General features: G+C 74.1%; 19 protein-coding genes. 9 read left to right on the plus strand and 10 right to left on the minus strand.

Annotation, left to right across the window (positions count from 1 at the left end; all coding sequences use genetic code 11):
- The first annotated feature begins 1,111 nt into the window (after positions 1–1,111).
- Both ACZ56B_RS03200 and ACZ56B_RS03205 read left to right on the plus strand, forming a co-directional pair.
- Complete coding sequence (locus tag ACZ56B_RS03200) at positions 1,112–1,414, plus strand: DUF1540 domain-containing protein (RefSeq protein ID WP_468785664.1); 303 nt, start codon at positions 1,112–1,114, stop codon at positions 1,412–1,414.
- A gap of 194 nt (positions 1,415–1,608) precedes the next feature.
- Entirely contained in the window at positions 1,609–1,815 is a 207-nt protein-coding gene (locus tag ACZ56B_RS03205; RefSeq protein WP_468785666.1) for a hypothetical protein, read from the plus strand.
- An 896-nt stretch (positions 1,816–2,711) separates the two neighbouring features.
- On the opposite strand, the gene ACZ56B_RS03210 is transcribed toward ACZ56B_RS03205, so the two are convergent.
- Positions 2,712–3,779: a right-handed parallel beta-helix repeat-containing protein gene (locus tag ACZ56B_RS03210; RefSeq protein ID WP_468785668.1), complete on the minus strand. Its 1,068-nt coding sequence runs from the start codon at positions 3,777–3,779 to the stop codon at positions 2,712–2,714.
- Positions 3,780–4,190: 411 nt separating this feature from the next.
- Positions 4,191–5,033 (minus strand): Cof-type HAD-IIB family hydrolase, encoded by an 843-nt coding sequence (locus ACZ56B_RS03215; protein WP_468785670.1) that lies wholly within the window; start codon positions 5,031–5,033, stop codon positions 4,191–4,193.
- Between the two features lie 331 nt (positions 5,034–5,364).
- On the opposite strand from ACZ56B_RS03215, the gene trkA reads away from it, so the two are divergent.
- Both trkA and ACZ56B_RS03225 read left to right on the plus strand, forming a co-directional pair.
- Positions 5,365–6,678 carry a Trk system potassium transporter TrkA gene (gene trkA, locus ACZ56B_RS03220; RefSeq protein WP_468785672.1) on the plus strand — a complete coding sequence of 438 codons (1,314 nt, stop codon included), beginning with the start codon at positions 5,365–5,367 and terminating at the stop codon, positions 6,676–6,678.
- A complete protein-coding gene (locus ACZ56B_RS03225) occupies positions 6,675–8,222 on the plus strand; it encodes a TrkH family potassium uptake protein (RefSeq protein WP_468785674.1) in 1,548 nt (515 codons plus the stop codon). The genes trkA and ACZ56B_RS03225 overlap by 4 nt, the downstream gene beginning before the upstream one ends.
- A gap of 76 nt (positions 8,223–8,298) precedes the next feature.
- Here ACZ56B_RS03225 and ACZ56B_RS03230 read toward each other — a convergent pair whose 3' ends face one another.
- A complete protein-coding gene (locus tag ACZ56B_RS03230) occupies positions 8,299–8,691 on the minus strand; it encodes a VOC family protein (RefSeq protein ID WP_468785676.1) in 393 nt (130 codons plus the stop codon).
- 122 nt (positions 8,692–8,813) lie between these two features.
- Between ACZ56B_RS03230 and ACZ56B_RS03235 the strand changes: the two genes are divergently transcribed.
- Both ACZ56B_RS03235 and ACZ56B_RS03240 read left to right on the plus strand, forming a co-directional pair.
- Positions 8,814–9,068, plus strand: coding sequence for a hypothetical protein (locus tag ACZ56B_RS03235; protein WP_468785678.1), 255 nt, complete (start codon positions 8,814–8,816; stop codon positions 9,066–9,068).
- 189 nt (positions 9,069–9,257) lie between these two features.
- Positions 9,258–9,785 carry a glutathione peroxidase gene (locus tag ACZ56B_RS03240; protein ID WP_468785680.1) on the plus strand — a complete coding sequence of 176 codons (528 nt, stop codon included), beginning with the start codon at positions 9,258–9,260 and terminating at the stop codon, positions 9,783–9,785.
- Positions 9,786–9,932: 147 nt separating this feature from the next.
- On the opposite strand, the gene ACZ56B_RS03245 is transcribed toward ACZ56B_RS03240, so the two are convergent.
- From ACZ56B_RS03245 to ACZ56B_RS03260, 4 genes are all read right to left on the minus strand, one after another.
- Complete coding sequence (locus tag ACZ56B_RS03245) at positions 9,933–10,118, minus strand: hypothetical protein (RefSeq protein WP_468785936.1); 186 nt, start codon at positions 10,116–10,118, stop codon at positions 9,933–9,935.
- Positions 10,085–10,276 carry a DUF397 domain-containing protein gene (locus ACZ56B_RS03250; RefSeq protein ID WP_468785682.1) on the minus strand — a complete coding sequence of 64 codons (192 nt, stop codon included), beginning with the start codon at positions 10,274–10,276 and terminating at the stop codon, positions 10,085–10,087. Before ACZ56B_RS03250 ends, ACZ56B_RS03245 begins: the two co-directional genes overlap by 34 nt.
- 224 nt (positions 10,277–10,500) lie before the next feature.
- On the minus strand, positions 10,501–11,358 hold the full coding sequence (locus tag ACZ56B_RS03255) for a helix-turn-helix domain-containing protein (protein ID WP_468785684.1): 858 nt from the start codon (positions 11,356–11,358) through the stop codon (positions 10,501–10,503).
- A 310-nt stretch (positions 11,359–11,668) separates the two neighbouring features.
- Positions 11,669–12,424, minus strand: coding sequence for a GOLPH3/VPS74 family protein (locus tag ACZ56B_RS03260; RefSeq protein WP_468785686.1), 756 nt, complete (start codon positions 12,422–12,424; stop codon positions 11,669–11,671).
- Positions 12,425–12,647: 223 nt separating this feature from the next.
- On the opposite strand from ACZ56B_RS03260, the gene ACZ56B_RS03265 reads away from it, so the two are divergent.
- The 3 genes from ACZ56B_RS03265 to ACZ56B_RS03275 all read left to right on the plus strand — a co-directional run bounded on the left by ACZ56B_RS03265 (position 12,648) and on the right by ACZ56B_RS03275 (position 19,489).
- Positions 12,648–15,530 (plus strand): D-alanyl-D-alanine carboxypeptidase, encoded by a 2,883-nt coding sequence (locus ACZ56B_RS03265; RefSeq protein WP_468785688.1) that lies wholly within the window; start codon positions 12,648–12,650, stop codon positions 15,528–15,530.
- 160 nt (positions 15,531–15,690) lie between these two features.
- Positions 15,691–17,613, plus strand: coding sequence for an MFS transporter (locus ACZ56B_RS03270; protein ID WP_468785690.1), 1,923 nt, complete (start codon positions 15,691–15,693; stop codon positions 17,611–17,613).
- A gap of 313 nt (positions 17,614–17,926) precedes the next feature.
- Positions 17,927–19,489: a sodium:solute symporter family protein gene (locus ACZ56B_RS03275; RefSeq protein ID WP_468785692.1), complete on the plus strand. Its 1,563-nt coding sequence runs from the start codon at positions 17,927–17,929 to the stop codon at positions 19,487–19,489.
- A 58-nt stretch (positions 19,490–19,547) separates the two neighbouring features.
- Here ACZ56B_RS03275 and ACZ56B_RS03280 read toward each other — a convergent pair whose 3' ends face one another.
- From ACZ56B_RS03280 to ACZ56B_RS03290, 3 genes are all read right to left on the minus strand, one after another.
- Complete coding sequence (locus ACZ56B_RS03280; RefSeq protein WP_468785694.1) at positions 19,548–20,666, minus strand: ADP-ribosylglycohydrolase family protein; 1,119 nt, start codon at positions 20,664–20,666, stop codon at positions 19,548–19,550.
- 189 nt (positions 20,667–20,855) lie between these two features.
- Positions 20,856–21,434, minus strand: a complete 579-nt coding sequence (locus ACZ56B_RS03285) for a hypothetical protein (RefSeq protein ID WP_468785696.1) — start codon at positions 21,432–21,434, stop codon at positions 20,856–20,858.
- 60 nt (positions 21,435–21,494) lie between these two features.
- Positions 21,495–24,134: a bifunctional FO biosynthesis protein CofGH gene (locus ACZ56B_RS03290; RefSeq protein ID WP_468785698.1), complete on the minus strand. Its 2,640-nt coding sequence runs from the start codon at positions 24,132–24,134 to the stop codon at positions 21,495–21,497.
- Between the last annotated feature and the right edge of the window lie 46 nt (positions 24,135–24,180).

Below are 24,180 nucleotides of genomic sequence, written 5' to 3' on the forward strand. Positions count from 1 at the left end.
CCTTCGGGGGACCCCGGTCACACGTGGGGCCCGGCTTCCGGATGAGCGGATCTTCGGATGCATCGCACGACGAGTTCTTCGGTCGGATGCCCGGCCGGCCTCTCCCTGGAGTCCGGCGGCCGTCGTGCTGTCGCACGCGGTCGCGGCCGGTGCCACGGGTGCTGTCGGGAGGGGTGTCACGGGTGTTGTCGGGCTGTGCTGCCGGCCGTGCTGTCGGAAGAGAGGGGGCCGCCCGGGCGGGTCTCCGAAGGGGCCCAGCACTTCGGTGCCGGCCGCCGCGGGGCGACGCAGGCGCTCCTCGTCGAGCGGCCTGCTCCCCGTGACACCCGATCCAGCATGGGGTGCCATGCGGCATTGCGCCACTTGTGCCCGGAATGCCCCGACCGGAAACGGCACGCCGACCCGGCCGGCCCCCGCCGCCCTCACCTGACCTTGAGCGGGAGGGGCAGGCCGGCGGTCTTCGCCGAGACGGGCACCCCGCCCGGGCGAACCGTGGCTGCGGGTGCCGGGGACGGGGCAGCCGACGGGGCACCCGTCGTCGATCTCCGGTCCGGCCCCCGGTGGCCGCCACGCACCACGCCGATCGTCGTCGGCGTCCACGGCGGCATGGACCACGCGGGGAGGGGCCGTCACCCCTCCCCGGGAAGACCGGGAAGAGGGGATCCCCGGGAAGACCGGGAAGAGGGGAGCGGTCGGTCCGTCGCCGTCGGTCTCGGGCCGTCCGCCCGGCCGAAGTGCGCCGACACCGAACATTGCGGAAAGTGGAAGCCAGGAAGGGAGCGTTCCATGAGCTGTCGGTGCGGACACGGCCCTGGCACCACCCTGTCCGTCCGCACCCGCCACCCCGCGGTTACCGTCCGGCACGCCATCCTCACGTACCGTCGCCGACGGCCCCGCGCCCGGGCCGCAGACGCGGAGGAGGCCGGGGACCGTCTGCGGCAGTTCCGGGACGGGACCTCAGGCTGTCGGCGGGACGTGGACGAGCCGGGGCGCCGGTCCGGCAAGCCGGAGCGGCGACCGTCGATCGTGGTGGCGGCGTGCCACGCCGCCCGGGGAGGGCCACCACCGCAGCGACCGACCCGTACGACACCTTGAGAAAGCAGGCCCTCTCATGGCAGCCACACCCGTCATGCAACTGCCGGTCATCAGCGAGTGCGCGGCCGAGAGCTGCGCCTACAACCACGAGCACACCTGCCACGCCGCGGCGATCACCGTGGGAGACGCCGGTGCCCCCGTCTGTGACACGTTCATGAGCGCGGACATGGAGGGCGGGGAGCCGTCCGTCACCGGCCGGGTCGGCGCGTGCAAGATGGCCGACTGCCGGCACAACACCGGGCTGGAGTGCCACGCCCCGTCCATCACCGTCGGTTACGAGCACGAGCAGGTCAACTGCCTCACCTACGCGCGGGCCTGAGCGACGGGCGCAGCCGTCGCGAACCGCCGGGGTCGCCCTACGGCGGCGGAGTACGGCGACCTCGGAACCGTCCCGTTCCGGCAGCGTCCGCCGGAAACCGGGAAGCGTCGCTCCGGGCCCGGCTCCCCCGCGTGACCCCTCCGCCCGTCCCGTCGCCTGTGGGGTGATCACGCCACCGGGGAAGGGAGTGGCGCGTGCCTCAGGACCGGGAGCGATCCCTCGTCGAGAGCCCCGGTTGGATGGTGCTGTGCCTCGTCTGGTCCGGGTGGTCGGCCGCCAGTACCGGCAGTCCGCCGTGGGTCCGCCTCGGCTTCCTGGTGCTCTTCGTCGCCTGTGCCGCGCTCCTGCTGCGTCGTGTGATCGGGGACCGCCGGAGAGGCGGGTCCCGCCTCTCCCCGTAGGGCGGGCGGGGGACGGCGGGGACGCGCGGGTGGGGGCGGCCGGGCCCGCGGAGGCCGCGAGCCGGCCCTTCGGCCGGGACGGCGTCCGCGCCGGGCCTCCGGTGTACGCGGCTTCCCGGGCCGGGGCTCCGGCATCCACCCCCCGCCCGTGGCCGGCGTCGTTCTTCCGCGGGGCCTGGTCGCTCCGCGGCGCGGTGGGCACACCGCCCGGTCGAGGATGGTCGAGCACTTCGTGCGCGCGGGCCGGCGGGCGGCCGGGGCCCTGACGCCGGCGCCGCTCCTCGCCGAGCCGGTTCCCACGGGGCGTGCGGGACGGCCCGGACCGCTCCGCGGCGGAGCCGGGTCACGCTCTTCGACGGCGGGGCGAGTCCGACAGCCACTGGAGCTGGATCTCCGTACGCGGCACCAGGGCGCTGGCCGAGTCCGTCCGGGCCGTCGGCGAACGGTCCTGGTCGGTCCGGGTCGGTCCGGGTCGGTCCGGGTCAGGACGGAGGGCTGGGCGGCCCCGGAGGGCCGCACCCGTGAGGAGGAACGCGCCCCTGAGCCGCTCGTTCTCGCCGGGGAGCCCGTGGCGCGCGGGGACGAGGGGGCGGTGCGGCTCCTGCGCGCCTTCCGGGCCACGGTGGAGCACGGCGCGCCACCGCTGGTACCGGTGCGGCCCGCCGTGGCCGCGCCGCTGGTCGGCGTGGCCGGCGCGGGGTCACTGGCCGACGGCTCCCGTCCGGTTCCGGCCGGTGCCGGCGCCCGTGGCGCCGAGCGGTCCGCGAAGCCGCGGGTCGGGTGGCCCCTGACGTCCCCGGCCGGCATCGGCGGTCGGGGACGTCCCGGTGCCGGTCCCGGCCCCCGGCACGTTGCCGGGGGCCGGCGCGGTCCGCGAGCCTCCGCGGCCCGGCCGGTCAGCAGGCGCCGGCCGGTTCGGAGGTCCGGCAGAGGTTGTCGGCGAACTCGTTCTCCTTCCCTTCGTCGTCGCGGGTGGCCAGATCGGCCGGACGGTTGCCCAGCACGAGGTTCTCGCGGATGACGTTCCCCTCGTTGGAGACGCCGTCCATGCTGCCGAACACGACGATCCCGCCGGAGTAGGGCGAGTCGCCCACGTTGTCGCGGACCGCGTTCTGCGTCACCAGCACCTTCTCCGTACCGACGAGGACGATGCCGGTCCCCTGGAGGTGGGGCAGGCGCGCGGCGGCGGGGCAGTACCTGTTGTTCTCGTGGACCGCGTTGCGGCGGATGGTCAGGTCGCCCGTCGTGCGCGGCAGGATGACGAAGATGCCCGCGCAGTTCCCGGTGGTGACGTTGTGCTCGACGGTGAGGTTGCGGAGCCGACGGGTGGTCATGCCGATCCGGTTGCCCGTCAGGAGGTTTCCGCTGATCACCGTGCCACGGGTGTCGAGGGTCCTGCTGTCCGCGTCGGCCTCGAACACGTTGGCGGTGTAGAGCCCGGCGTCGCCGTTGCCGCTCGCGATGTTGTGGCGGAACGAGGCGCGGGTGGAGCGGTCCTGCGCGATGCCCCACCGGCCGTTGTCCCGGGCGGCCACCCGGTGGACCTCCAACCGGTCGGTGCGCGTGGCCGAGACGCCGTTCTTCTCGAACCCCTTGACGGTCAGCGACTGGATCCGCACCCCGGTGACGGGTTCCTCGTCCGTGCCGGTGACGCAGATGCCGCTGCCCTCCTCGGCGCACGCGCCCCGTGCCTCCTCGTCCTTCCCGGGCACGATCACGGTCTGCTCGCCCGCGCCCCGCAGGGTCAGCCGCTTGGTGATCGTGACGCTTCCGGTGTAGGTGCCCCGCGTCAGGACGATGGTGGCGCCGGGGTCGGCCGCGTCGACGGCCTCCTGGATGGACTGGCCCGGACGGACCACCTGCTCGGCCTCGCCGTGGGCGGAGGCGGCCGGGGCGAGGGCGCCCGCGCCGACGATGAGGGGCGCGATGGCGCAATTAAGGCTTATGATCTGGTATTTCCTCATGCGTCAGACGCTAGGGGCCACTTCCGCGACACCGCCACTCTGGGCGACCATATGGACACAAAAAGCCACCGATGGGGCTCGCCCCGGCTCCGGTGCGGTGCCGGATCCGGCGGGGGGTCGCGCCCGGGCGGGGGCCTTCGGCGGGTACCGCGTGGTTCCGCGGCGGTGTTCCGCGCGGGAGCCGGAACCGCCCGGGACGGGCGACGGCCCGGCGTCGGCCCGCGCGGCGCCGGCCGGGTCGCCTTACGCCCCGGCGACGAGCGCCGGGCCGGCTCTCCGTGCCCGTGGGCGGGGGCGGCGGGAAGGCCGTGGGGCGCGCCGGGCCGGTGTGCCGGTGCGTCACGCTCCCGGCGCGCCCCACGGGTTCGCCCGTGCGGTGGCCGGAGCGGGCTCCCGGGCGGGTGGGCCCGTTCAGATGCCGAGGACGGTCCTGATGGTGCGGACGACGCCGTCGTCGTGGTGGGCGGGGGCGAGGTGGCGTGCGCGGCGGATGACGTCCGGGTGGGCGTTGGCCACGGCGTACGACCAGTCGGCGGCGTCGAGCATGCCGAGGTCGTTGAGGTAGTCCCCGAACACCATGGTCCGGTCCGGTCCGATGCCCAGGCGCTGCTGGAGCCGGCGCACGGCGGCGCCCTTGTCGGCGGTGGGGTTCATGAGGTCGGTCCAGTGCTCGCTGGAGACGACCACCCGGTGGGTGTCGGCGAAGGCGGCCAGGGCCGGTGCCGTGGTGCGCTCGGCCGGGCCGAAGTCGAAGACGGCGACCTTGACGATCTCGTCGTCCACCGCGGTGGCGTCCTCGACGAGGCGGTGCGCGCGGTAGTACTTGTCCACTTCGGCGAGGAAGGCGCGGTCGCCGCGCTCGGTGTAGGCCGAGTGCTTGCCGCAGACGACGACGCCCGCGTCCACGCCCTCGTCCACCAGCTGCCGGACGGTCTTGACGACGCGGGCGGACACCGCGGGGTCCAGCGGGTCCGAGGAGAGCTCGACGCCGTCGCGGACGACGAGGGCGCCGTTCTCGGCGATGTAGACCATGCCGTCGTCGGCGCCGGCGAACAGGTGGGCCAGGGTGGCGTACTGGCGGCCGCTGGCCGGACTGAAGACGACGCCCCGGCGGCGCAGTTCGGCCAGGAGCGGCCACAGGCCCCGCGGTACGCGTCCCTCGGCGTCCAGCAGCGTGCCGTCCATGTCGGTGACGACGAGTCGGATGTCGGGCCGCGCGGAGGACGGGGGGCGGGGGGTGTGCCGTGTGCTCATGGTGGTCCTGGGAGGTGGGAGACGGGAGACGGGGGACGCGTGAGGGCGCGCAGCACGTTCTCGTCCGTCAGGCCCCGCAGCAGCTCCGGCGACGGCTTCGGCGGGCTCATGGGGCCATCCTAGTAAGGACTCCTCATCGAAGGGTTCGGGGGATGTCCGGCTCCGTTTCGGGCAAGGAGTCCCGGCTTCCGTAGGGAATTCCGGCTTCCGTAGGGAATTCCGGCTTCCGTGAGCGGTCCCGGCCGGACGGGGCCGGGGACCGGTGGGCCTCGGCCGACCCGCCGCCGGGGCTGCGGCGGCGGGTCGGATGCGCGCGTGCCACCATGCTGGCATGCGGGTCGTCGTGGTCGGAGCGGGGCAGGTCGGTCACACCGTGGTCAAGTCGCTCGCCGAGACGCACGAGTGCACGGTGATCGACATCGACCGGGCGCGCCTGGAGGCCGTGTCGCACGCCTACGACGTCCGGATCACGCACGGCAGCGGCACCCGGCGCGAGACGCTCCTCGAAGCCGGCGTGGCCGACGCCGAACTCGTCCTGGCCTGCACGTCGCGGGACGAGGTGAACCTGGTGACCGCCATGCTCGCCCGCCGGCTGTCGTCGGCGCGGACGGTCGTGCGCGCCACCGGAATGGACTACCTGGCGGCCTGGCACGCGGGCGACCTCGACGTGGACCTGCTCGTCTCGACGGCCTTCGAGACCGCGAGCGCCGTCGCACGCGCCCTCCACGTGCCGGGCGCCCGGCACGTGGACCTCTTCGCCGGCGGCGAGGTGGTCGTGCTCGGCGTCGACGTCCCCGAGACGGATCCGCCGTGGCTGGTCGGCCGCCCCCTGCGCGAGGCGGGCCTGCCCGGGGCGTCGCGGGTGGTCGCCGTCGTGCGCGACGGGAACTGGATCAGGCCGACCGCGCACGAGGTGGTGCGGCCCGGTGACTGGGTGATCGTGATGGCGTCGCTCGCGGCGGCGCGCGCGTGGAGCCGGCTGGTCACCGGGGCCGAGCCCGTCGACGACGTCGCGCTCTTCGGCGCCGGGCGCATGGGGACGGCCATCGCCCGCGTGCTGCTCGACAAGGGGATCTCCGTGCGGCTGATCGAGCCGGACGCGGCGCGGGCCCGCGCGGCCGCCGACGCGCTCGACCGGGTACGGGTCTTCCACGCGACGGGCCTGGACCCGGCGTTCCTGCACCGCGAGCGCATCGGCACGGCGGGAGCGGCGGTGCTCGCCGGCGGGGACGACGCGCGCAACCTGTACGCGGCGGTGCTGGCGAAGGTCCACGGGGTCGGCCTCACGCTGGCGGTCCTCGACGATCCCGCCGCCGCCGAGGTCTTCGAGGCCGCCGGCGTCGACGTGGCCGTCGACCCGGGCGACGAGACCGCCGAGAAGATGGCCCGCTTCACGTTCGACGAGCGCACCCGCCAGATGGCGATGCTCGGCGACGACCGCTTCGAGGTCCTCGACATCACCGTCCGGTCCGGCAGCCGGTTCGCGCACGCCCCGGTCGACGCGCTTCCCGGGGCCGGCGTGGGCGCGATCGTCCGCGACGGCAGCGTGCTCTTCCCCGGCGGCGGGGACGTGCTGCGGCCCGGGGACCGCGTCGTCGTCCTCACCGAGCCCGACCGCGTCCCGGCGATCGAGCACGACCTGTGAAGCCGTCGCGCTCGTCGCCGCGTCCGCACCGAAAGCGCCCGCGCAGGCCGGCCGGCGTCGACCTGCGGACCGTGCTGGGCGTCGTCGGCGCCCTGCTCGCGTGGTTCGCGCTCGCGTTCGTCGCGCCGGCGGCCGTCGCGCTGGCGGCCGGTGAGCCCCCGTGGCCCTTCCTCGTCACCGGGCTCGCCGTGGCCGTCACGGGCCTGGCGCTCAAGCGTCTGACGGGCGAGCGGCCCCCGCTGGGCGTCCGGGAGGGCTTCCTCGTCGTCGTCGCCGTCTGGCTGCTCGCGCCCGCGTTCGGCGCGCTGCCGTTCGTGCTCGGTCGCGTCCCGCAGCTCGGCCACCCGGTCGACGCCTACTTCGAGGCGATGTCGGGGTTCACCGCCACCGGCGCGACCGTCCTGACCGACGTGGGCGCGCTCGGACCCGGCATGCTGTTCTGGCGTCAGCTCACCCACTGGCTGGGGGGCCTGGGGATCATCGTGCTCGCGCTCGCGGTGTTGCCGCGGCTCCGCATCGGCGGCCGCGAGCTCCTGCGCTCCGAGCTGCCGGGGCCGGTCGAGATGGAGTCGCTCGGCGCGACCGTCCGCGAGACCGCCCGACGGCTCTGGAAGGTCTACCTCGCGGTGACGGCGGTCGGCGTCCTGGCCCTGGCCGCCCTGGGGTGGACCGGGCTGGACCGGCGGATGGGCCTCTTCGACGCGTTCTCCTACGCGACGTCCGCCGTGTCCCTCGGCGGGTTCGCCCCGGAGAACGACTCGGCCCGGGGCCTCGCGCCGGTGACGCAGTGGGTGCTGTGCGGGCTGATGGTGGTGGCCGGGGTGAACCTGCTGCGGTTGTACCGCCTCGCCGCGCTGCGCCAGATCAGGTCCGCGACCCGCGACGAGGAACTGCGCCTGTATCTCGGCCTGCTCCTCGTGGGCACGTCCGTCCTGGCGGTCGAGCTGTCCGTCGGCGGCGTGGTGGACGGGTTCGGCGGCATCCGGCACGCGGCCTTCCAGACGGTCTCGGTGATGACCACCACCGGCTTCGCGACGCTGGACTGGGCGGACTGGGGGACGCTCGCCACGCTCACCCTGCTGGCGCTGATGTTCGTCGGGGCCTGCGCCGGGTCGGCGAGCGGCTCGGTCAAGGTCGTCCGCCACCTCGTCCTCTTCCGCTTCGCCCGCCACGAGCTGGAACAGGCCGTCCACCCCGACGCCGTCCTCCCGGTGCGGGTGAGCGGCCGGGTGATCGACAACCCCACGCTCCGCTCGACGCTCGTGTTCGCCCTCCTCTACCTGCTCGCCCTCGCGCTCGGGACGCTCGGCCTCGCCCTCGACGCCGAGACGGACACGGGCGGAGCCGGGGTCTTCACCGCGCTCGGCGCCGCCGCGGCCTGCCTCGGCAACGTCGGCCCGGCGTTCGGCGAGGTCGGCCCGTTCGGTTCCTACGCGCCGCTCGGGGCGCTGTCGAAGGCGATCCTCACCGCCCTCATGCTCCTCGGCCGCATCGAGATCGTCCCCCTGGCGGTACTGCTCCGCCGCAGCTACTGGCGCGCGTAGGCGGTGGGGGGCGGCCCGCCCCGCCGTCCTGCCCGGGGGGCCCGCGCCCCGCCGGTCCCCGCCCGGCCCCGGCCGGTCAGGCGCCCGGGGCGGTGCGCACGAAGAGGCAGAACGGGTGGCCCACCGGGTCGTACAGCACCCGTACGTCGTCCTGCGGCTGGAAGTCCGCCGGGGCCGCCCCCAGGGCGAGGGCGTGCTCGACGGCCCGCGCCAGGTCGTCCACCTCGATGTCCAGGTGCATCATCATCTGCTGCTCGGACCGGTCGGAGGGCCACCGCGGACGGGTGAAGAGCGGTTCCGTCTGGAACGACAGTCCGGCACCGCCGTCGGCGGGCCCGATCTCGACCCAGCCCGGTTCCTCCTTCCTCGTCGGCCAGCCGAGCAGGCGCCGGTAGAACCGCGCCAGCTCGCGGGCGTCCGGCGCGTCGAGCGTGGTCGCGGCCAGGGTGAAACGCGGTGCAGGCTTCATGCGGGGCTGTTACCCGGTTTCCCCTCCCCCCTCCCGTGCCGCTCCCGTCCGCCGGCCGTGGTCCGGCGTCCGCGCGGCGAACGCCGGACCGGACCGCGACGGCCATCGAGGATGATGTCCGTATGCAGAACAGGGACGGGAACGGTGGGGCGGCCGCCAACAAGGCGCTGGCGACGGGCATATCGGTGGGGCTGTCGCTCGGCACGGCGCTCGGCCTGGTGCTGGGACTGACCGTCTTCGGCAACCTCGGGCTCGGTCTGGCCCTGGGAATGGCTCTGGGCATCGGGGCCGGCACCGCCGTGGGCGTGGCGGCGGGGACCAAGGGCGGGGGCGGGGACCAGGGCGGGGGCGGGCGGGAGGAAGACCGGCGGGGCTGAGGGGCGTCGGGCTGCCGGTCGCGGATGCCGGGGGCGCGGGGAAGCGGACCGGTCGTCCGCGCGACCCCGTCGCCGTACCCGTCGAGGCCGTTCACGTCGCGGGACGACACAGCCAGGGCCTTTGGTCCGGCTCGGGCCGGCCCCCGCGAGCCCGGCCCGAGCCGGACGAAAGGCCCTAGCATCTCGGTCATGACGAACGCAGAGAACAGCGGCAGCAACGGCACCGGTGGTGCCTCCCCCCTCGACGTCGAGATCGGTGCCCTGAACGGTGGCCCCGCCGGGCTCGCGCAGTACGCGGGGCGGGTCGTGCTCGTCGTGAACGTGGCCTCCAAGTGCGGGCTGACGCCGCAGTACGCCGGGCTGGAGCGGCTGCACGAGCGGTACGCGGAACGCGGGTTCACGGTGCTCGGCGTGCCCTGCAACCAGTTCCTCGGGCAGGAGCCGGGGAGCGCGGAGGAGATCGCCGAGTTCTGTTCGGCGACGTACGGCGTGACCTTCCCGATGACCGAGAAGATCGAGGTGAACGGGGAGGGCCGGCACGCCCTGTACCGGCGCCTGGTCGGTTTCGCCGACGCCGAGGGGCACAGCGGGGACGTCCGCTGGAACTTCGAGAAGTTCCTGATCGGGCGGGACGGCGAGGTCGTCGCCCGCTTCTCGCCGCAGACCGAGCCGGAGGCGGCCCAGGTCGTGGCGGCGGTGGAGAAGGCGCTCGGCTGACGTCCGCCCCCGGCCCGGCGGCCGGCCCGGCCGGGGGGTGCGCTCCACGGACCGGGACGCCACGGGGCCGGGGACCCGGCGTGTGACGCGGCGTTCCCGGTGGGCTGGGCGCGGGGAGGCCGGGGCCGTGCGCCGAAGCCCTCTCGGCTAGGACGGCGAACTGGTCGAGAGGGCCCGGTCGGTGGTGCCGGTGCCGGTGGCACGCGGGCCGGCGGCGTCCGCACCGGTGGCGTCCGCGCCCGAGGCGTGCGTACCGGCGGGTCCGGCACCGGTGGTCCGTGGAGCGGCCGCCGGTCCGGTCAGTCCTTCACCGAGGCCACGAAGGCGTTCCACGCGTCCACGGGAAAGGCCAGCTTCGGCCCCTCGGGCACCTTGGTGTCCCCGAGCTCCAGCGCTTCCTCGACGGTCGACCTCACCATCACGCACGCGCCGTTGTTATTCGTGTAGGAGGATGTCGTCCACGTCTCCGTGGCACCCAGACGAATTGCCATGTTCGCTCCGTAGCCAGTTGCTGAGTTGCCGTCCCGGGCTGCGCATTCCGGCAGGGACCCGCAGAACGGATTACGCCACCCCACGCTGGGGGGTGGCGTGATCGACGCTACTCGCCGGCATCCGCTTGCGAAGCGTGCGTTCACTCGACCGGATGGCATATTCCGGGCGAGGCTTTCCGCCGGTCATGCCAGGGGTGTACGCTCCGCCCCCGCTTGACGGCGGATCAGCGTGCGTACTCCTTCGCGATGCGCTCCACGAGCTGACGGGACTGGTCCACGTTCAGGGACTGGGCCCGCAGGTGCTCGTACATCACGGTGTACTTCTGCACGTCGTGCGGCTTCTCCAGGTACAGGTCGCTGGTCACGCCCTCGATGTACACGACGCTCGAGTCGGCCGCGTCGGCGAACTCCAGGATCGAGTACTGGCCGTTGATACCGGCGTGCGCGCCCACCTCGAACGGCAGCACCTGCACGGTGACGTGCGGCAGCTGGGACAGCTCCATGACGTGCTCCAGCTGTTCGCGCATCACCTGCCGGCTCCCGACGACCCGCCGCAGCGACGCCTCGTCCAGGACCACCCACAGCCGCAACGGGTCCTTCTCCGCGGTGATGCGGCTCTGCCTGCGCAGGCGGACCTCGACCCGCTTGTCGTTCTCCTGCCCGGACGACTCCGGCGAGCCCCCCTGGACGATCGCCTCGGCGTACGCGCGGGTCTGCAGCAGGCCGGTGATGATCTGGGGTTCGTAGACCCTCAGCGACTCCGCGTCCGTCTCCAGGCCGATGTAGACGCTGTACGGGATGTCGCCGAAGGCGTGCCACCAGCCCTGCTGGCGCGAGTCCTTGGCCATCTGCATCAGCGAGTCGACGACGCGCTGGTCCTCCACCTCGTAGACCCCGCACAGGTCGCGGACGTCACGCTGGCTGATGCTGCGCCGGCCGTTCTCCAGCCGGCTGATCTTCGACTGCGACACGAGCAGCCGCTCCGCCACCTCCTCGGCGGTCATGCCCTTGAGCTCGCGGAGCCTGCGCAGCTCCTGGCCCAGCCGGCGCCGCCTGACGGTGGGGTTGACATTGGATGCCACGGGACGTGCACCTCCGGCTGCGTGTCTCGTACTTGCCACTTCGCGTGTCCGCTGTCGAGCAGAGTGCCACCAAGGTGCTTCCTGCCGCTGGGAAACGGTGGATGTGCGGCGGGTACGCGTCGGTCCGCGGGACGGTGGCGGCGCGGACGCCGGTCCGGGGCACGCCGAGCGGGGGGGGGGGGGGGGGGGGGGGGGGCGCCCCCCCCCCCCCCCCCCCCCCCCCCCGCTCGGACAGCGGCTCCCGTGACCGGGTCTGCGGTGCCGTGCCGTGGGTCCGCGGTGTGTCGTGGGCCCCTCGGGGACCCGCGGTTCAGTGGGCCACCACACGCTCCATGGATCCGCGGCGCGGTTGCGACGGAACGCCTCGGGCGGGCTCCGTCGCGCCCCGGCCGCCGGCGGGGGCCTGGCGGCCCGCCGAGGCGGGGCTGCGGCGCGGCTGGGCCGCCGCGCCGTTCTGGACGTCCATCACGGCGTGCGCCACGAGGCCGCCCATCGGGTCGTGCCGGATCAGGTCCCGCAACCGGGAACGCGAGGAGCGCCCCTCGTTCCCCGGGTACAGGTGCTTGCCGAGGCCGACCGCGTGCGCCAGTGCGGCGAGCGCCGCGGTCCGCGGGTCCGGCGGGACGCCGGTGCGGATCGCGGAGTCCAGCCGGGCCCTGATCTCCCGGCTGATCTCGGTGTCCGTCGCCTGGTAGCGAGTCGTCGGCAAGACCCCGCACATCTGTCCGGCCACGGCGTGCACCATGCCGCACCGCTCCAGATGCGAGAGGTAGGTCTGGCGGAGCCCGAGACGCGGCCCGCCGATCCAGTGGACGGCCCGTACCGGAGCGCCGCGCCTTCGCAGCAACTCCAACGCGCTGTCCAGTGTCGGATCTCCAGTCGGCCGTGGCACCACCACGGCGATACGATCCCCGTCTGGGGCTATCCGTCCGGCCAGCGCCAGCTCCACTAGCTGTGCTCCGGCCAGACCGAGGTCGAGCGACTGCGGCTGCGCAGTGGTACCCGTGGTCGGGTCCAGTGCCAGCAGCAGAAGCTCCTCCGGAAGTGTTCTGCGGCTCCTGCCCATCCATGCCTCCCCGCGTGGATGTCTGACAGGGTGACCCCTCTCACATTGGTCTGTCGAGGGTGCGTGACCGGTTCGTAAGGGAACCGACAGGTATGTCGTTCTCGTCTACCACGTGGGACCGGTCCGCGACACAGGACACTGGTACAGGGCTCGGACAGCGCTGCGGAGCGTTGTCGCGGGCGATGGTTCACGGTTGGGTTGGCGCACGCGGGGCGTGCGGCGCATGGAGGAGGCATCGGTGGCGGGCGAGTCCCCCGACAGGTCGAAGCAGCGCGAGTCGTCGGCGGAACCGACGTCGGGGAGCGCGGGTCCGGTTCCCGAGGCGAGGAACTCCGCCGGGAAGCGGGACCCGCGGTTGGCGGTGGCCCGCGAGGCCTCGCCCTCGGGGAGCCGCACGGGCGGTGACACGGCCACGCGGGTGCTGTCGGTGCGTGAGGCGACGGAGGACGGGGCGACGGCCGACGACGCGCCCGCCGGGGGCCGTGACGTTTCCGCCGGGGAGGGCGACGGCCGGCTGCGCGAGGCGGTGGCCTCGTGGGTGCGCCCGGCGGGGCCCGGGGGCGGGGCCACCGCCGAGGACGGCTCCGACGCCGGTACGGGGACCGGGAACGGCGCGGAGGCCGCCTCCGCGCAGGCGGCCCCCGCCGCCGGGGAGTCGAGGACCGAGGCCGAGGCCGAGAGCGTGGACACGGACGCGGACGCGGACACGGACACCGACGCCGGCGAGGGCGCATCCGACGTCCGGGAGGCGGGGGTTGACGGGCCGTCCCGGAAGGGCACTGCCGGCGAGGACGAGGCGGGGTCCGAGGACGCCGTACGGGAAGCCCCGGAGGACGACCCGGTCCAGGACGCGGCCGACGGGGCCGAGGACGCCCGGGACGCCGAGGACACCGGGAACGAGGCACCCGCCGGTACGGCGACGTCCGCCGTGACCGACGCGGACGACACGGCCCGCGAGGAGGCCGGCGACGGTTCCGCGGCCGAGGACGGGGACGAGCCCCGGGGCGGCGGCGTTCCCGCGGCGACAAAGGACGCGGACGGCGCCCCCGGGGCGGACGCGGCCGGGGACGACGACGCGGCCCCGGGCACGGACCCGTCCTCGGGTTCACCGAAGGCCGCTCCCGCCGTGCCGGCCGCCGGTGCCGACGACGACCCGGAGTCCGGGGACGACCCGGAGGCCGACGACGCGTCCACCGGCACCGGGACCGGGGACGACCCCGAGGCCGAGGACAAGGCCGGGCCCGAGGCCGAGGGCAAGAACGAGGCCGAAGCGGAGCCCGGGCCCGAGGACGGGGTCAAGGGCCCCGTCGACCAGCCCACCGCCGTCTTCAGGACCGGACGTCCCTCCGCGCCCCCCGTCGACCAGCCCACCACCATGCTCAAGCTGGGCGACGCGGGCGCCAAAACCGGACCCGGCGGTGCGGACGCCGCCCAGGACGGCGAGGACGGGACCGGGACCGACACCGCGTCCGGACCCAAGGCCGATCCCGCGTCCGGGCCCGAGGCCGGACCCAAGACCACCCCCAAGGCCGGACCCAGGACCAACCCCAAGTCCGACCCCGCGTCCGGACCCAAGACCGGCCCCGCGTCCGGGCCCGAGGCCGGCCCCGGGTCCGAGTCCGAGTCCGACGCCGAGCGGACCAGCAAGTTCGTCGCGCTGAAGGAGTTCGACGACCCCGGCGTCCGCAAGCCGGCCCGGGGCGGGGACGCCACCACCGCGCTGCGCACCGTGACGCCGGCCGCGAAGCCCCCCGTCCCCGCCGACGCCACCGCCTCCGTCCCGCAGGTGGGGCCCGAGCGGACGACGCAGCAGCCGCTGCCGCCCAAGCCGCCGCTGGACCTGCTGGCCGAGCTGACCAACACCCCGCCGCCGCCGGAGACTCCGCTGCGGACGGCCGTGCGGCGGATCAAGATCTGGACGCCGCTGGTCCTGCTGCTGGTGATCGTCTTCGCGGTCGTGCAGAACGTCCGCCCGCTCCCGGCGCCCACGCTCGAACTCACCGCCCAGGACAGCTACACCTTCGAGGGCGGCAAGGTCGACATCCCGTGGCCGGCGTCCGGGCAGGCCGCGCTCGACGTCCAGGGCATCGGCACGTTCGGCTCCTCCGGCGAGCAGAAGCCCGTGCCGATCGCCAGCGTCGCCAAGGTCATGACCGCGTACCTGGTCCTGCGCGACCACCCGCTCAAGAGCGGCGCCGAGGGCCCGATGATCAAGATCGACGAGACCGCCGAGAAGCAGGCCGACGCCGTCAACGAGTCGACCGTCAAAGTCACCGCGGGCGACGAGATCTCCCAGCGGGAGGCGGTCGAGGCCGTCCTGATCGCGTCCGCGAACAACGTGGCGCGACTGGTCGCCCGTTGGGACGCGGGGTCCGAGGAGGCGTTCGTCGCGAAGATGAACGAGGCCGCGAAGGACCTCGGCATGACCGACACGACGTACACCGACCCCTCGGGCCTGAACAACACCACCGTGAGCACGGCCGTGGACCAGGTGAAGCTGGCCAAGGCCGCGATGCAGCAGCCCGTGTTCCGCGAGGTCGCCGCGATGATGTCGTACGACGACTACAAGGGCCGCAACCACCCCAACTGGAACCAGCTGGTCGGCAGCAACGGCGTCGTCGGCATCAAGACCGGCACCACCACCTCCGCGCTCGGCAACCTCGTGTTCGCCGCGAAGAAGGAGGTCGACGGCGAGACCCGGCTCATCATCGGCGCCGTGGTCCGCCAGCCCGCGGGCGGCAAGGACAACACCATCCTGTCCGCCGCCCTCACCTCGAGCGACCGGCTGATCCGGGCCGCGCAGGGCGCGCTGGAGTCGGCGACGATCCTGAAGAAGGGCACCGTGGTCGGGTACGTGGACGACGGTCTCGGCGGCCGGACGCCCGTCGCCGTCACCGAGGACGTCAAGGCCGTCGGCTGGGCGGGGCTGTCGGTGAAGCTGACGTTCGCCGCGGGCGACGACCTGCCGCACCGGGCGGAGGCCGGCACCGAGGTGGGCACGCTCACCGTCGGCGACGGCACGAGCAGCGCCGTCAAGGTGCCGGTCGCCCTCCAGGAGGACCTGGTGGAACCCGGCTTCACGGACAAGCTGACGCGCGTCTCCTGATCCGGGGCGAAAGCGCGCGGCGACCGCGCACGCACCCCGCCGGCCGTCACCCGCCCGGGCGACGGCCGGCGGGGTGCGTGCTAGCGTCACGAAACGGGCAGGCCGCCGGTCACCGGAGTGCGGCCGCGCACAGGAGACGGGACACGGGGAGTGCCTTCAGGTGGCCACTGCGGAGCCGACACGCGCCGACGACGCCGATCCGGACCCGGGCGGCGGTCCCCGCACCGGCCCGGGCGGCGGCTCGGGCACCGGCTCGGGCACCGGTCCGCGCATACGCGTGCCCGGCGCCCGGTCCCCGGAGGACCCCGCGGCCCCCGCCCCTGACGACGCCGGGGAGGCCTCCCGCGCCTCCCGTCCCGGGGCCGCCGCCCTCGCCGTGCGCGCCCGCGTGCTGCGGCACCCCGTCCTGTCCGTCACCGGTCTCGCCGGTCTCCTGCACGTCGTCTGGTTCTTCACGTTCGCCAACAGCGGCGGCGACCTGGCGGCGCAGGACGCGTGGGCCGAGTTCGTCGGCCGGCACCCGGACTCCGCGTACAACCTGGCCTGGTACGGCGGCATGCACCCGGTGTCGTACAGCGTGGTGTCGCCGTACCTGATGTCGCTCCTCGGGGTGCGGACGACGATGATGGTCGCGGGGACGGTGTCGGCGGGGCTGCTGACGCTGGTCCTGCTGCGCAGCCGGAACGTGCGCAATCCCCTGTGGGCGGCGCTCGCGGGCGTGTTCGCGCTGCTGTGCAACGCGGCCTCGGGACGCGTGACGTTCGGGCTGGGCACGTTGTTCGCGCTCGGCGCGGTCGCGGTCGTCTTCTGCTGGCCGTACCGGTGGCGCTACAGGCGCTGGGCGAAGGCGCTGTGCGCGGCCCCGCTGGCGGCCCTGGCCACGATGGCCTCGCCGGTCGCGGGCCTGTTCGTGGGCCTGGTGGCGGCGGCGCTGTTCCTCCAGAAGCGCCTGCCGGGGGCGTGGGCGCTCGGACTGGCGCCGAGCGCGGTGGTGGCGGTGTCGGCCTGGCTGTTCCCGTTCTCGGGGACGCAGCCGATGGCCTTCGGCTCGGCGGTCCTGCCGTTGCTGTACGCGGTCCTGGTGGTCGTGCTGGTGCCCCGGGAGTGGAAGACCGTCCGCCTCACGTCCGCGGTGTACGGGCTCGCGGTGGTGCTGGTCTGGCTGATCAGTTCGCAGATCGGCTCGAACATCACGCGGCTGTCGATGCTGTTCGCGGGTGTGGTGCTGGTGGCCGCGCTGCCGTTCGCGGCGCCGAGGTCCCTCAAGTGGTACGCGATCGCGGTGTCCGTCGCCGTCTTCACCGGCTGGATCGGCTTCAAGTCGGTCGACGACGTCGTGAACACCACACCGCGGGCGTCCTGGGCGCGCGAGCTGGCGCCGCTGGTGAACCAGTTGCAGAAGGTCGGCGCCGAGCGGGGCCGGGTGGAGGTCGTCCCGGCCCGCTCGCACCGCGAGGCCTCCGCCCTGGCCCCGTACGTCAACCTGGCCCGCGGCTGGAACCGGCAGGCCGACATGAAGCGCAACCCGCTCTTCTACGACGACACGCTCAACTCGGCGAACTACCACGAGTGGCTGAAGCGCTGGAGCGTGCACTTCGTGGTGCTGCCGAAGGACGAGCCGGACGGTGACGGCGGCCAGCGGGAGCGGGAGCTGGTGCAGCGCGGGCTGCCGTACCTGAAGCAGGTCTGGGGCGACGCCAACTGGCAGCTGTTCGAGGTGAGCGACCCGACGCCGCTGGCCGAGCCGCACACGGTGGTGGAGCGGGCCGATCAGGGCGGGATGACGCTGCGCGTGGAGCGGGCGGGCCGCGTCCTCGTCCGCATCCCGTACTCGCCGTGGCTGGGCATCGTCGACGCCGAGGGCGAGAAGCTGGACCCGCCGCAGGAGACCGAGGAGTCGAGGAACCGCCCCGAGGGCGAGCCGAGGACGTACGAGAACGTCCACGGCTGCCTGAGGGAGACGGAGGAGGACGCGAACGGCGACCGGTGGACGGTGCTGCTCGCCCCGGAGCCGGGCACGTACCGGCTGGAGGCGCCGTACGAGTGGTCGCGGGGCACGCCCTGCCCGGAGGAGCTGCGCTGAGCCGGTCCGCCCGGCCGGTTCCGGGGCGTCCTTCCCCCCAGGGTCCTTCCGACGGATCCCCGTGGCGTCGGAAGGGCCCCGGCCCCCAGGCCCGCGGTGCGGGTTCCGCACCACTCCCGTGGTTCATGTATGTGAACCATGGTCGCCTAGCCGAACATTTTTGCTTCCTCTTGACCTGACGTTTTCTTGTCGCGTACACGCCGCCCCACCCACGATGAGCGGGCACTTCGCAGCCCTTCTCGCCCCTACCCCACTCAGGCGAAGTGTCAACCGGATGAGTGGAGTTCACAAGGCGGACCCCGGAAGGGGGGACATGAACAGTCTCGACTGGGCGGTGCTCATCGGCTACTTCGCCGTGATGATCGCCATCGGCATCTGGTCCCACAAGCGGGTGGACAGCGTCAGCGACTTCTTCACGGCCGGCGGCCGGATGCCGTGGTGGCTCTCCGGGATCTCCCACCACATGTCGGGCTACAGCGCGGTGATGTTCACCGGCTACGCCGGCATCGCCTACACCTACGGGGTGACCTCCTTCGTCACCTGGTCCTTCCCCATCGCCCTGGGCATCGCCATCGGGTCGAAGCTGTTCGCCCCGCGGATCAACCGGCTGCGCTCCCGGCTCCACGTGGCGTCCCCGCTGGAGTACCTGAAGAACCGGTACGACCTGAAGACCCAGCAGGCGCTGGCCTGGTCCGGCATGCTGCTGAAGATCGTGGACGTGGGCGCGAAGTGGGCGGCGATCGCCACCCTGCTGTCGGTGTTCACCGGCGTCTCGATCAACCAGGGCATCCTCGTCACCGGTGCGGTCACGGCGGTCTACTGCACCATCGGCGGCCTGTGGGCGGACGCGCTGACCGAACTCGGCCAGTTCGTCATCCAGTTGCTGGCCGGCCTGGCGATGCTCTTCGCCGTCCTCGCCGAACTCGGCGACCACGGCGGCTTCCTCGGCGTCTGGGACGAGCCCGAGCTGCAGGGCCACGGGGAGCCGCTGGTCGGCCCGTACGGCACGGTCTTCCTGCTGGCGTTCCTCTTCATCAAGCTGTTCGAGTACAACGGCGGCATGCTCAACCAGGCCCAGCGCTACATGGCCACCCCCACCCCCCGGGAGGCCGAGCGTTCGGCACGGCTCTCCGCGGTGCTGTGGCTGGTCTGGCCGCTGGTGCTGTTCTTCCCCATGTGGATGTCGCCGCTGCTGGTGGAGTCGCAGAAGGCGGACGGCTCCGACTCCTACGCCCTGATGACCGAGCAGCTGCTGCCGCACGGCCTGCTGGGCCTGGTCATCGTCGGCTTCTTCTCCCACACGATGGCCATGTGCTCCTCGGACGCCAACGCCATCGCGGCCGTCTTCACCCGCGACGTGGCACCGGTGCTGTCGGCCGGGGCCCGGCGGTGGGGCGAGCGTGCGGGCCTGGTCGCGGCGCGGGTGACGACGGTGGTCTTCCTCGCCCTGTCCATGGCGGTGGCGACCCAGGTCGACTCGCCGGCCTTCAAGGACATCATCACGGTCGTCATCAAGTGGGTGGCCGGGCTGATGGGCCCGATCGCCATCCCGATGATGCTGGGCCTGCTGCGGCCGTTCCGCCGCTCCGGCCCGACGGCCGCGCTCACCAGCTGGGCGGCGGGCCTGCTGGTCTTCTGGCTGGTGAACTACCCGGTCCACTGGAGCGTCGAGGGCGGCGTGCCGCTGGAGTACCAGGTCTCGATCCCGCTGGCCGTCTCCCTGGTCCTGTACGTCCTCGTCGGCTGGGTGAAGCCGGAGGACACCCCGGAGCGGCTGGCGCTCATCGAGCGCGTCAACACCGACGGCGACGGCCCGGCCGCGGCGGCGGTGCCGTCCCCGGCCGGGGACGCGGCTCCCGCGCCGGTGAAGGACTGACCCGCGCCGGCGGGGAACCCTCCCCCGCCGGGTGGGGAGCCGCCCCGCCCCGCGGGGCTCAGGCGCCCCGCGGATACCGCGCCAGCCACGCGGCGGACGAGCCGCCGGGCCCGTGCAGGGCGGGGCCCTGGGTCATCTCCATGGCGAAGTCGTCGGCGAGCTCCAGGATCGTGGGGCGGCCCTCCAGTTCGACCAGCCAGGCCGGCGGGAGGGCCGTCTCGCCGTGCAGGGCGCCGAGCAGGCCGCCGGTGAGGGCGCCCGTCACGGCCGAGGGCCCGTCGTGGTTGACGGACAGCCGCAGCCCGTGCCGCACGTCCTCGCCCACCAGGGCGCAGTACACGGCGGCGGCCACGGCGCCCTCGGCGGTCGCGGCGCCGATCAGCCGGCTCACCCGCTCCGGTGTGGGAGCCCCCTGCCGCACGGCCTCCAGCGCCTGCCCCAGCGCCTCCGACACCGGCTGGTGGCCGGGGCGCGCGGCCAGCAGCGCGAGCGTCTGCCGCACCGCCGCGTCCGGGTTCCCGCCCCGGGCCAGCGCGTGCACGATCACGGCGTACGCGCCCGCCGCGAGGCAGGCGGTGGGATGCCCGTGGGTCTGTGCCGCGCACTCCACCGCGAGCTGGGCGACGAGCTGCGGCTCCCAGCCGACGAGCAGGCCGAACGGCGCGCTGCGGGCGGCGGCCTCCGGCCCGGCCTCACCGGGGTTCTTGGGCGCCGCCGGCGTCCCCATCGTCTCGTCGCCGAGCCCGACCAGCAGCGCGCGGGCCGGGTCGCGGCGGGTGTACAGCCATTCCTCGCGGGCCAGCCAGCCGTCCTCCTCGCGGCGCTCGTCCGGGCCCCAGTCGCGCTGGGTGACGGCCCAGCGCAGATACGCCCGGTGCAGGTCGGTGGGCGGGTGCCAGGCACCGGTGTCGCGCCGCACCTGGGCACGGATCAGGCCGTCCACGGAGAAGAGGGTGAGCTGGGTGTGGTGGGTGACGGCGCCGCGCCGGCCGTAGGCGGGGGCGAGGTCGGTGAGGCCCCCGGCGCCGTGCGCCCGGCGGATCGCGTCGAGGTCCAGCCCGTCCACGGGCGCGCCAAGGGCGTCCCCGACGGCCGCCCCGAGCAGCGTCCCGCGCACCCGGCTGCGGAAGTCCTGCTGCTCACGGCGCCCCCACACGGGTCCGGCAGTCGCGCCCACCCAGACCTCCCAGGCACCGTCCACACGTACGACGCCCAGCACTGTAATCGAACGGGGGCCTCCGCTTCAGCGGCGGAAAGGCGGGGGAGGTCGCGGGGGCGACGGAAGTGACCGGAAGTGATCGGGCGCCGGCCGTGCCGGGGCGCCGGCGGCCGTCCCCGGGCGGCTGTCCGCCGCCCCACTGCCCCGCTACTCCACCACCCGCACCGTCGTCCCGGCCGTGCCGAAGGCCCACAGGGCCTCGCCGTCGGACTTGGCGACGCGGATGCCGCCGGTCGCGGCGCCCGGGGCCGCGGGCGGGGGCGAGGAGCCGTCCACGGCGTTGGAGAAGGCGACGGAGACGCCGGACTTCGCGGCGAAGTAGAGGATGTGCTCGATCTGCACGCCGTCGCTGCCGGTGGTGGCCTCGGTGCGGGGACCGACCGTGTAGGAGCCGGGGTCCGGGGAGACCGTTCCCGGCCACACCGTGAAGGAGCGGCGGGCGGCGTCGCTGGCGTCGACCAGCCACACCCGCTTCTGGCCGAGGGAGTAGACGATCCGGCGGCCCGTCCCGGAGCCGGCCGGCACCGCCACCGGTTTCTCCTCCTCCGGTTCCGCGGACGGCCCCGCGGACGACTTCGCGTCCGCCGTCGCCGACGCGGCCGGCCGGCTCGTGGCGGCGGTGGGCTTCGTCCCCTGGTCGGCCTGCACGGCCAGGACGGCCACCACGGCTATCGCCCCCGTGGTCAGCCCGGTCACCCAGGCCCACGAAGGAAGACGGGCTGGCACCGGTACGCATCTCCTCGATCGGACGGAGTTCCGACCCCCGACATCAGGGGTCGGATCATCCTACTGCCAGCTTGTGCCCTGGTCCGTCCCCGCTCCCCCCGCCGTCCCGCCGCCCGCGTCCAGCACCGGCAGCAGCTCCGGCAGGTGCCCGTCCGAGGCCTCGGCCGCGCGCCGGCGCTCCTTTGGGACCTCCCCGTACAGGGTGGTGCGCGGCTTCGCCGGGCGGCCGGCCGCCTCCGCGACCGCGATCAGGTCCTTGACCGACTTGTAGGAGCCGTAGGAGGAGCCCGCCATGCGGGAGATCGTCTCCTCCATGAGGGTGCCGCCGAGGTCGTTCGCGCCCGAGCGGAGCATCTCGGCCGCACCCTCCGCGCCCAGTTTCACCCAGCTCGTCTGGATGTTCGGGATGTGCGGGTGGAGCAGGAGACGGGCCATCGCCGTGACCGCGCGGTTGTCGCGGACCGTCGGGCCGGGGCGGGCGATGCCGGCCAGGTAGACGGGCGCGTTGGTGTGCACGAAGGGGAGGGTGACGAACTCGGTGAAGCCCCCGGTCCGCTGCTGGATCCCCGCCAGGGTCCTCAGGTGCCCCAGCCAGTGGCGGGGCTGGTCGACGTGGCCGTACATCATCGTCGAGCTCGACCGGATGCCCAGGTCGTGGGCGGTCTCGACGACCTCGATCCAGGTCGACGCGGGCAGCTTGCCCTTGGTCAGGATCCAGCGGACCTCGTCGTCGAGGATCTCCGCCGCGGTGCCGGGGATGGTGTCCAGGCCGGCCTCCTTGGCTGCGGTCAGCCACTCGCGGACCGACAGGCCGGTGCGGGCCGCGCCGTTCACCACCTCCATCGGGGAGAAGGCGTGCACGTGCAGGCCGGGGACGCGCTCCTTCACGGCCCGCGCGATGTCGAAGTACGCGGTGCCGGGCAGGTCGGGGTGGATGCCGCCCTGCATGCAGACCTCCACCGCGCCCACGTCCCAGGCCTGCTGCGCCCGGTCGGCCACCTGGTCCAGCGAGAGCGTGTACGCGTCGGCGTCCGTGCGGCGCTGCGCGAAGGCGCAGAAGCGGCAGCCGGTGTAGCAGACGTTGGTGAAGTTGATGTTGCGGGTGACGATGTACGTCACGTCGTCGCCCACCGCCGACCTGCGCACGTCGTCCGCCACCCGGCACAGCGCGTCCAGCGCCGGGCCGTCCGCGTGCAGCAGGGCGAGGGCCTCGGCGTCGGTCAGCCGGGTCGGGTCGTCGGCCGCCGTGCGCAGGGCCGCGCGCACGTCGGTGTCGATGCGCTGCGGCGCCATCCCGGGGACGGCGGCCTCGCGCAGGGCCTCCCAGTCGCCGTAGACCTCGTCGAAGTCGTCGCGGCGGTCGGCGGTGCGGCCCTCGGTGTCGATGGTGCGGTGCAGGTCGGTGCGGCCGGTCGCGGTGAACGCCTCGTCCGGCTCCTGCCAGGGGCGGCCCTCGGCCACCGCGCCGGGGCGGGCCAGGCCCGTGGCCGGGTCGGCGAGCGCGGCCACGTGCGGGCGCAGCCGCGGGTCCAGCCAGGGCTCGCCGCGCCGGACGAACTCCGGGTAGACGCAGAGGCGTTCGCGCAGCTCGAAACCGGCCTCCCGGGACTTCTCGGCCAGTTCGTCGATCCGCGGCCAGGGGCGCTCGGGGTTGACGTGGTCGATGGTGAGCGGGGAGACGCCGCCCCAGTCGTCGATGCCCGCCGCGATCAGCCGGCCGTACTCGGAGTCGACCAGGTTCGGCGGGGCCTGGAGGCAGGCGGACGGGCCCAGCACGTGCCGGGCGACGGCGACCGTGGCGACCAGTTCGTCGAGTTCCGCGTCCGGCATGCCGCGCATCGCGGTGTCCGGCTTGGCGCGGAAGTTCTGGATGATCACCTCCTGGATGCCGTGGTGGGCGCGGGAGACCCTCCGCAGGGCGAAGAGGGACTCGGCGCGCTCCTCGTACGTCTCGCCGATGCCGATGAGGATGCCGGAGGTGAAGGGGACGGAGGAGCGGCCCGCGTCCTCGAGGACGCGCAGCCGTACGGCCGGCTCCTTGTCCGGGGAGCCGTGGTGCGGGCCGCCCGGCTCGGACCACAGGCGGGTCGCGGTGGTCTCCAGCATCATGCCCATGGAGGGCGCGACCGGCTTCAGGCGCTGGAAGTCGGTCCAGGTCAGCACGCCCGGGTTGAGGTGGGGCAGCAGGCCCGTCTCCTCCAGGACGCGGACGGAGATCGCGCGGACGTAGGCGATCGTGTCGTCGTAGCCGTGCGCGTCGAGCCACTCGCGCGCCTCGGGCCAGCGGTCCTCCGGCTTGTCGCCGAGGGTGATGAGGGCCTCCTTGCAGCCGGCGGCGGCCCCCTTGCGGGCGATGTCCAGCACCTCGTCCGGCGACAGGAACATCCCGTGCCCGGCGCGGCGCAGCCTGCCGGGCACGGTGACGAACGTGCAGTAGTGGCACCGGTCCCGGCACAGCCGGGTCAGCGGGACGAAGACGCTCTTGGAGTACGTGATGACACCGGGGCGGCCCGCCGCCTCGAGCCCCGCGTCCCGGACCCGGGCGGCCGAGGCGGACAGGTCCTGAAGGTGCTCGCCGCGCGCCTGGAGCAGGACCGCCGCCTCGGAGACGTCCAGGGAGACGCCGTCCCGGGCCCGCTTGAGGGCGCGACGCAGGGAGTTCTCGGTGGGGCCGGTTCCGGAGGCCGCGGAGGTCGTCATCCCTTGAGCATACGTTCGGGGTGATCAGGGCAAAGGGCGGCCGGGC

Source organism: Streptomyces sp. NPDC034670, from assembly GCF_055574875.1.

What these genes read in the sequence shown, in the direction of transcription:
- ACZ56B_RS03215 (WP_468785670.1), bottom strand. Translation starts at nt 5,033, where the DNA reads ATGAGCACACGGCACACCCCCCGCCCCCCGTCCTCCGCGCGGCCCGAC.
- ACZ56B_RS03260 (WP_468785686.1), bottom strand. Translation starts at nt 12,424, where the DNA reads ATGGGCAGGAGCCGCAGAACACTTCCGGAGGAGCTTCTGCTGCTGGCA.
- ACZ56B_RS03275 (WP_468785692.1), top strand. Translation starts at nt 17,927, where the DNA reads ATGAACAGTCTCGACTGGGCGGTGCTCATCGGCTACTTCGCCGTGATG.
- ACZ56B_RS03240 (WP_468785680.1), top strand. Translation starts at nt 9,258, where the DNA reads ATGACGAACGCAGAGAACAGCGGCAGCAACGGCACCGGTGGTGCCTCC.
- ACZ56B_RS03265 (WP_468785688.1), top strand. Translation starts at nt 12,648, where the DNA reads ATGGAGGAGGCATCGGTGGCGGGCGAGTCCCCCGACAGGTCGAAGCAG.
- ACZ56B_RS03250 (WP_468785682.1), bottom strand. Translation starts at nt 10,276, where the DNA reads ATGGCAATTCGTCTGGGTGCCACGGAGACGTGGACGACATCCTCCTAC.
- ACZ56B_RS03230 (WP_468785676.1), bottom strand. Translation starts at nt 8,691, where the DNA reads ATGAAGCCTGCACCGCGTTTCACCCTGGCCGCGACCACGCTCGACGCG.
- ACZ56B_RS03235 (WP_468785678.1), top strand. Translation starts at nt 8,814, where the DNA reads ATGCAGAACAGGGACGGGAACGGTGGGGCGGCCGCCAACAAGGCGCTG.
- ACZ56B_RS03200 (WP_468785664.1), top strand. Translation starts at nt 1,112, where the DNA reads ATGGCAGCCACACCCGTCATGCAACTGCCGGTCATCAGCGAGTGCGCG.
- trkA (WP_468785672.1), top strand. Translation starts at nt 5,365, where the DNA reads ATGCGGGTCGTCGTGGTCGGAGCGGGGCAGGTCGGTCACACCGTGGTC.
- ACZ56B_RS03210 (WP_468785668.1), bottom strand. Translation starts at nt 3,779, where the DNA reads ATGAGGAAATACCAGATCATAAGCCTTAATTGCGCCATCGCGCCCCTC.
- ACZ56B_RS03290 (WP_468785698.1), bottom strand. Translation starts at nt 24,134, where the DNA reads ATGACGACCTCCGCGGCCTCCGGAACCGGCCCCACCGAGAACTCCCTG.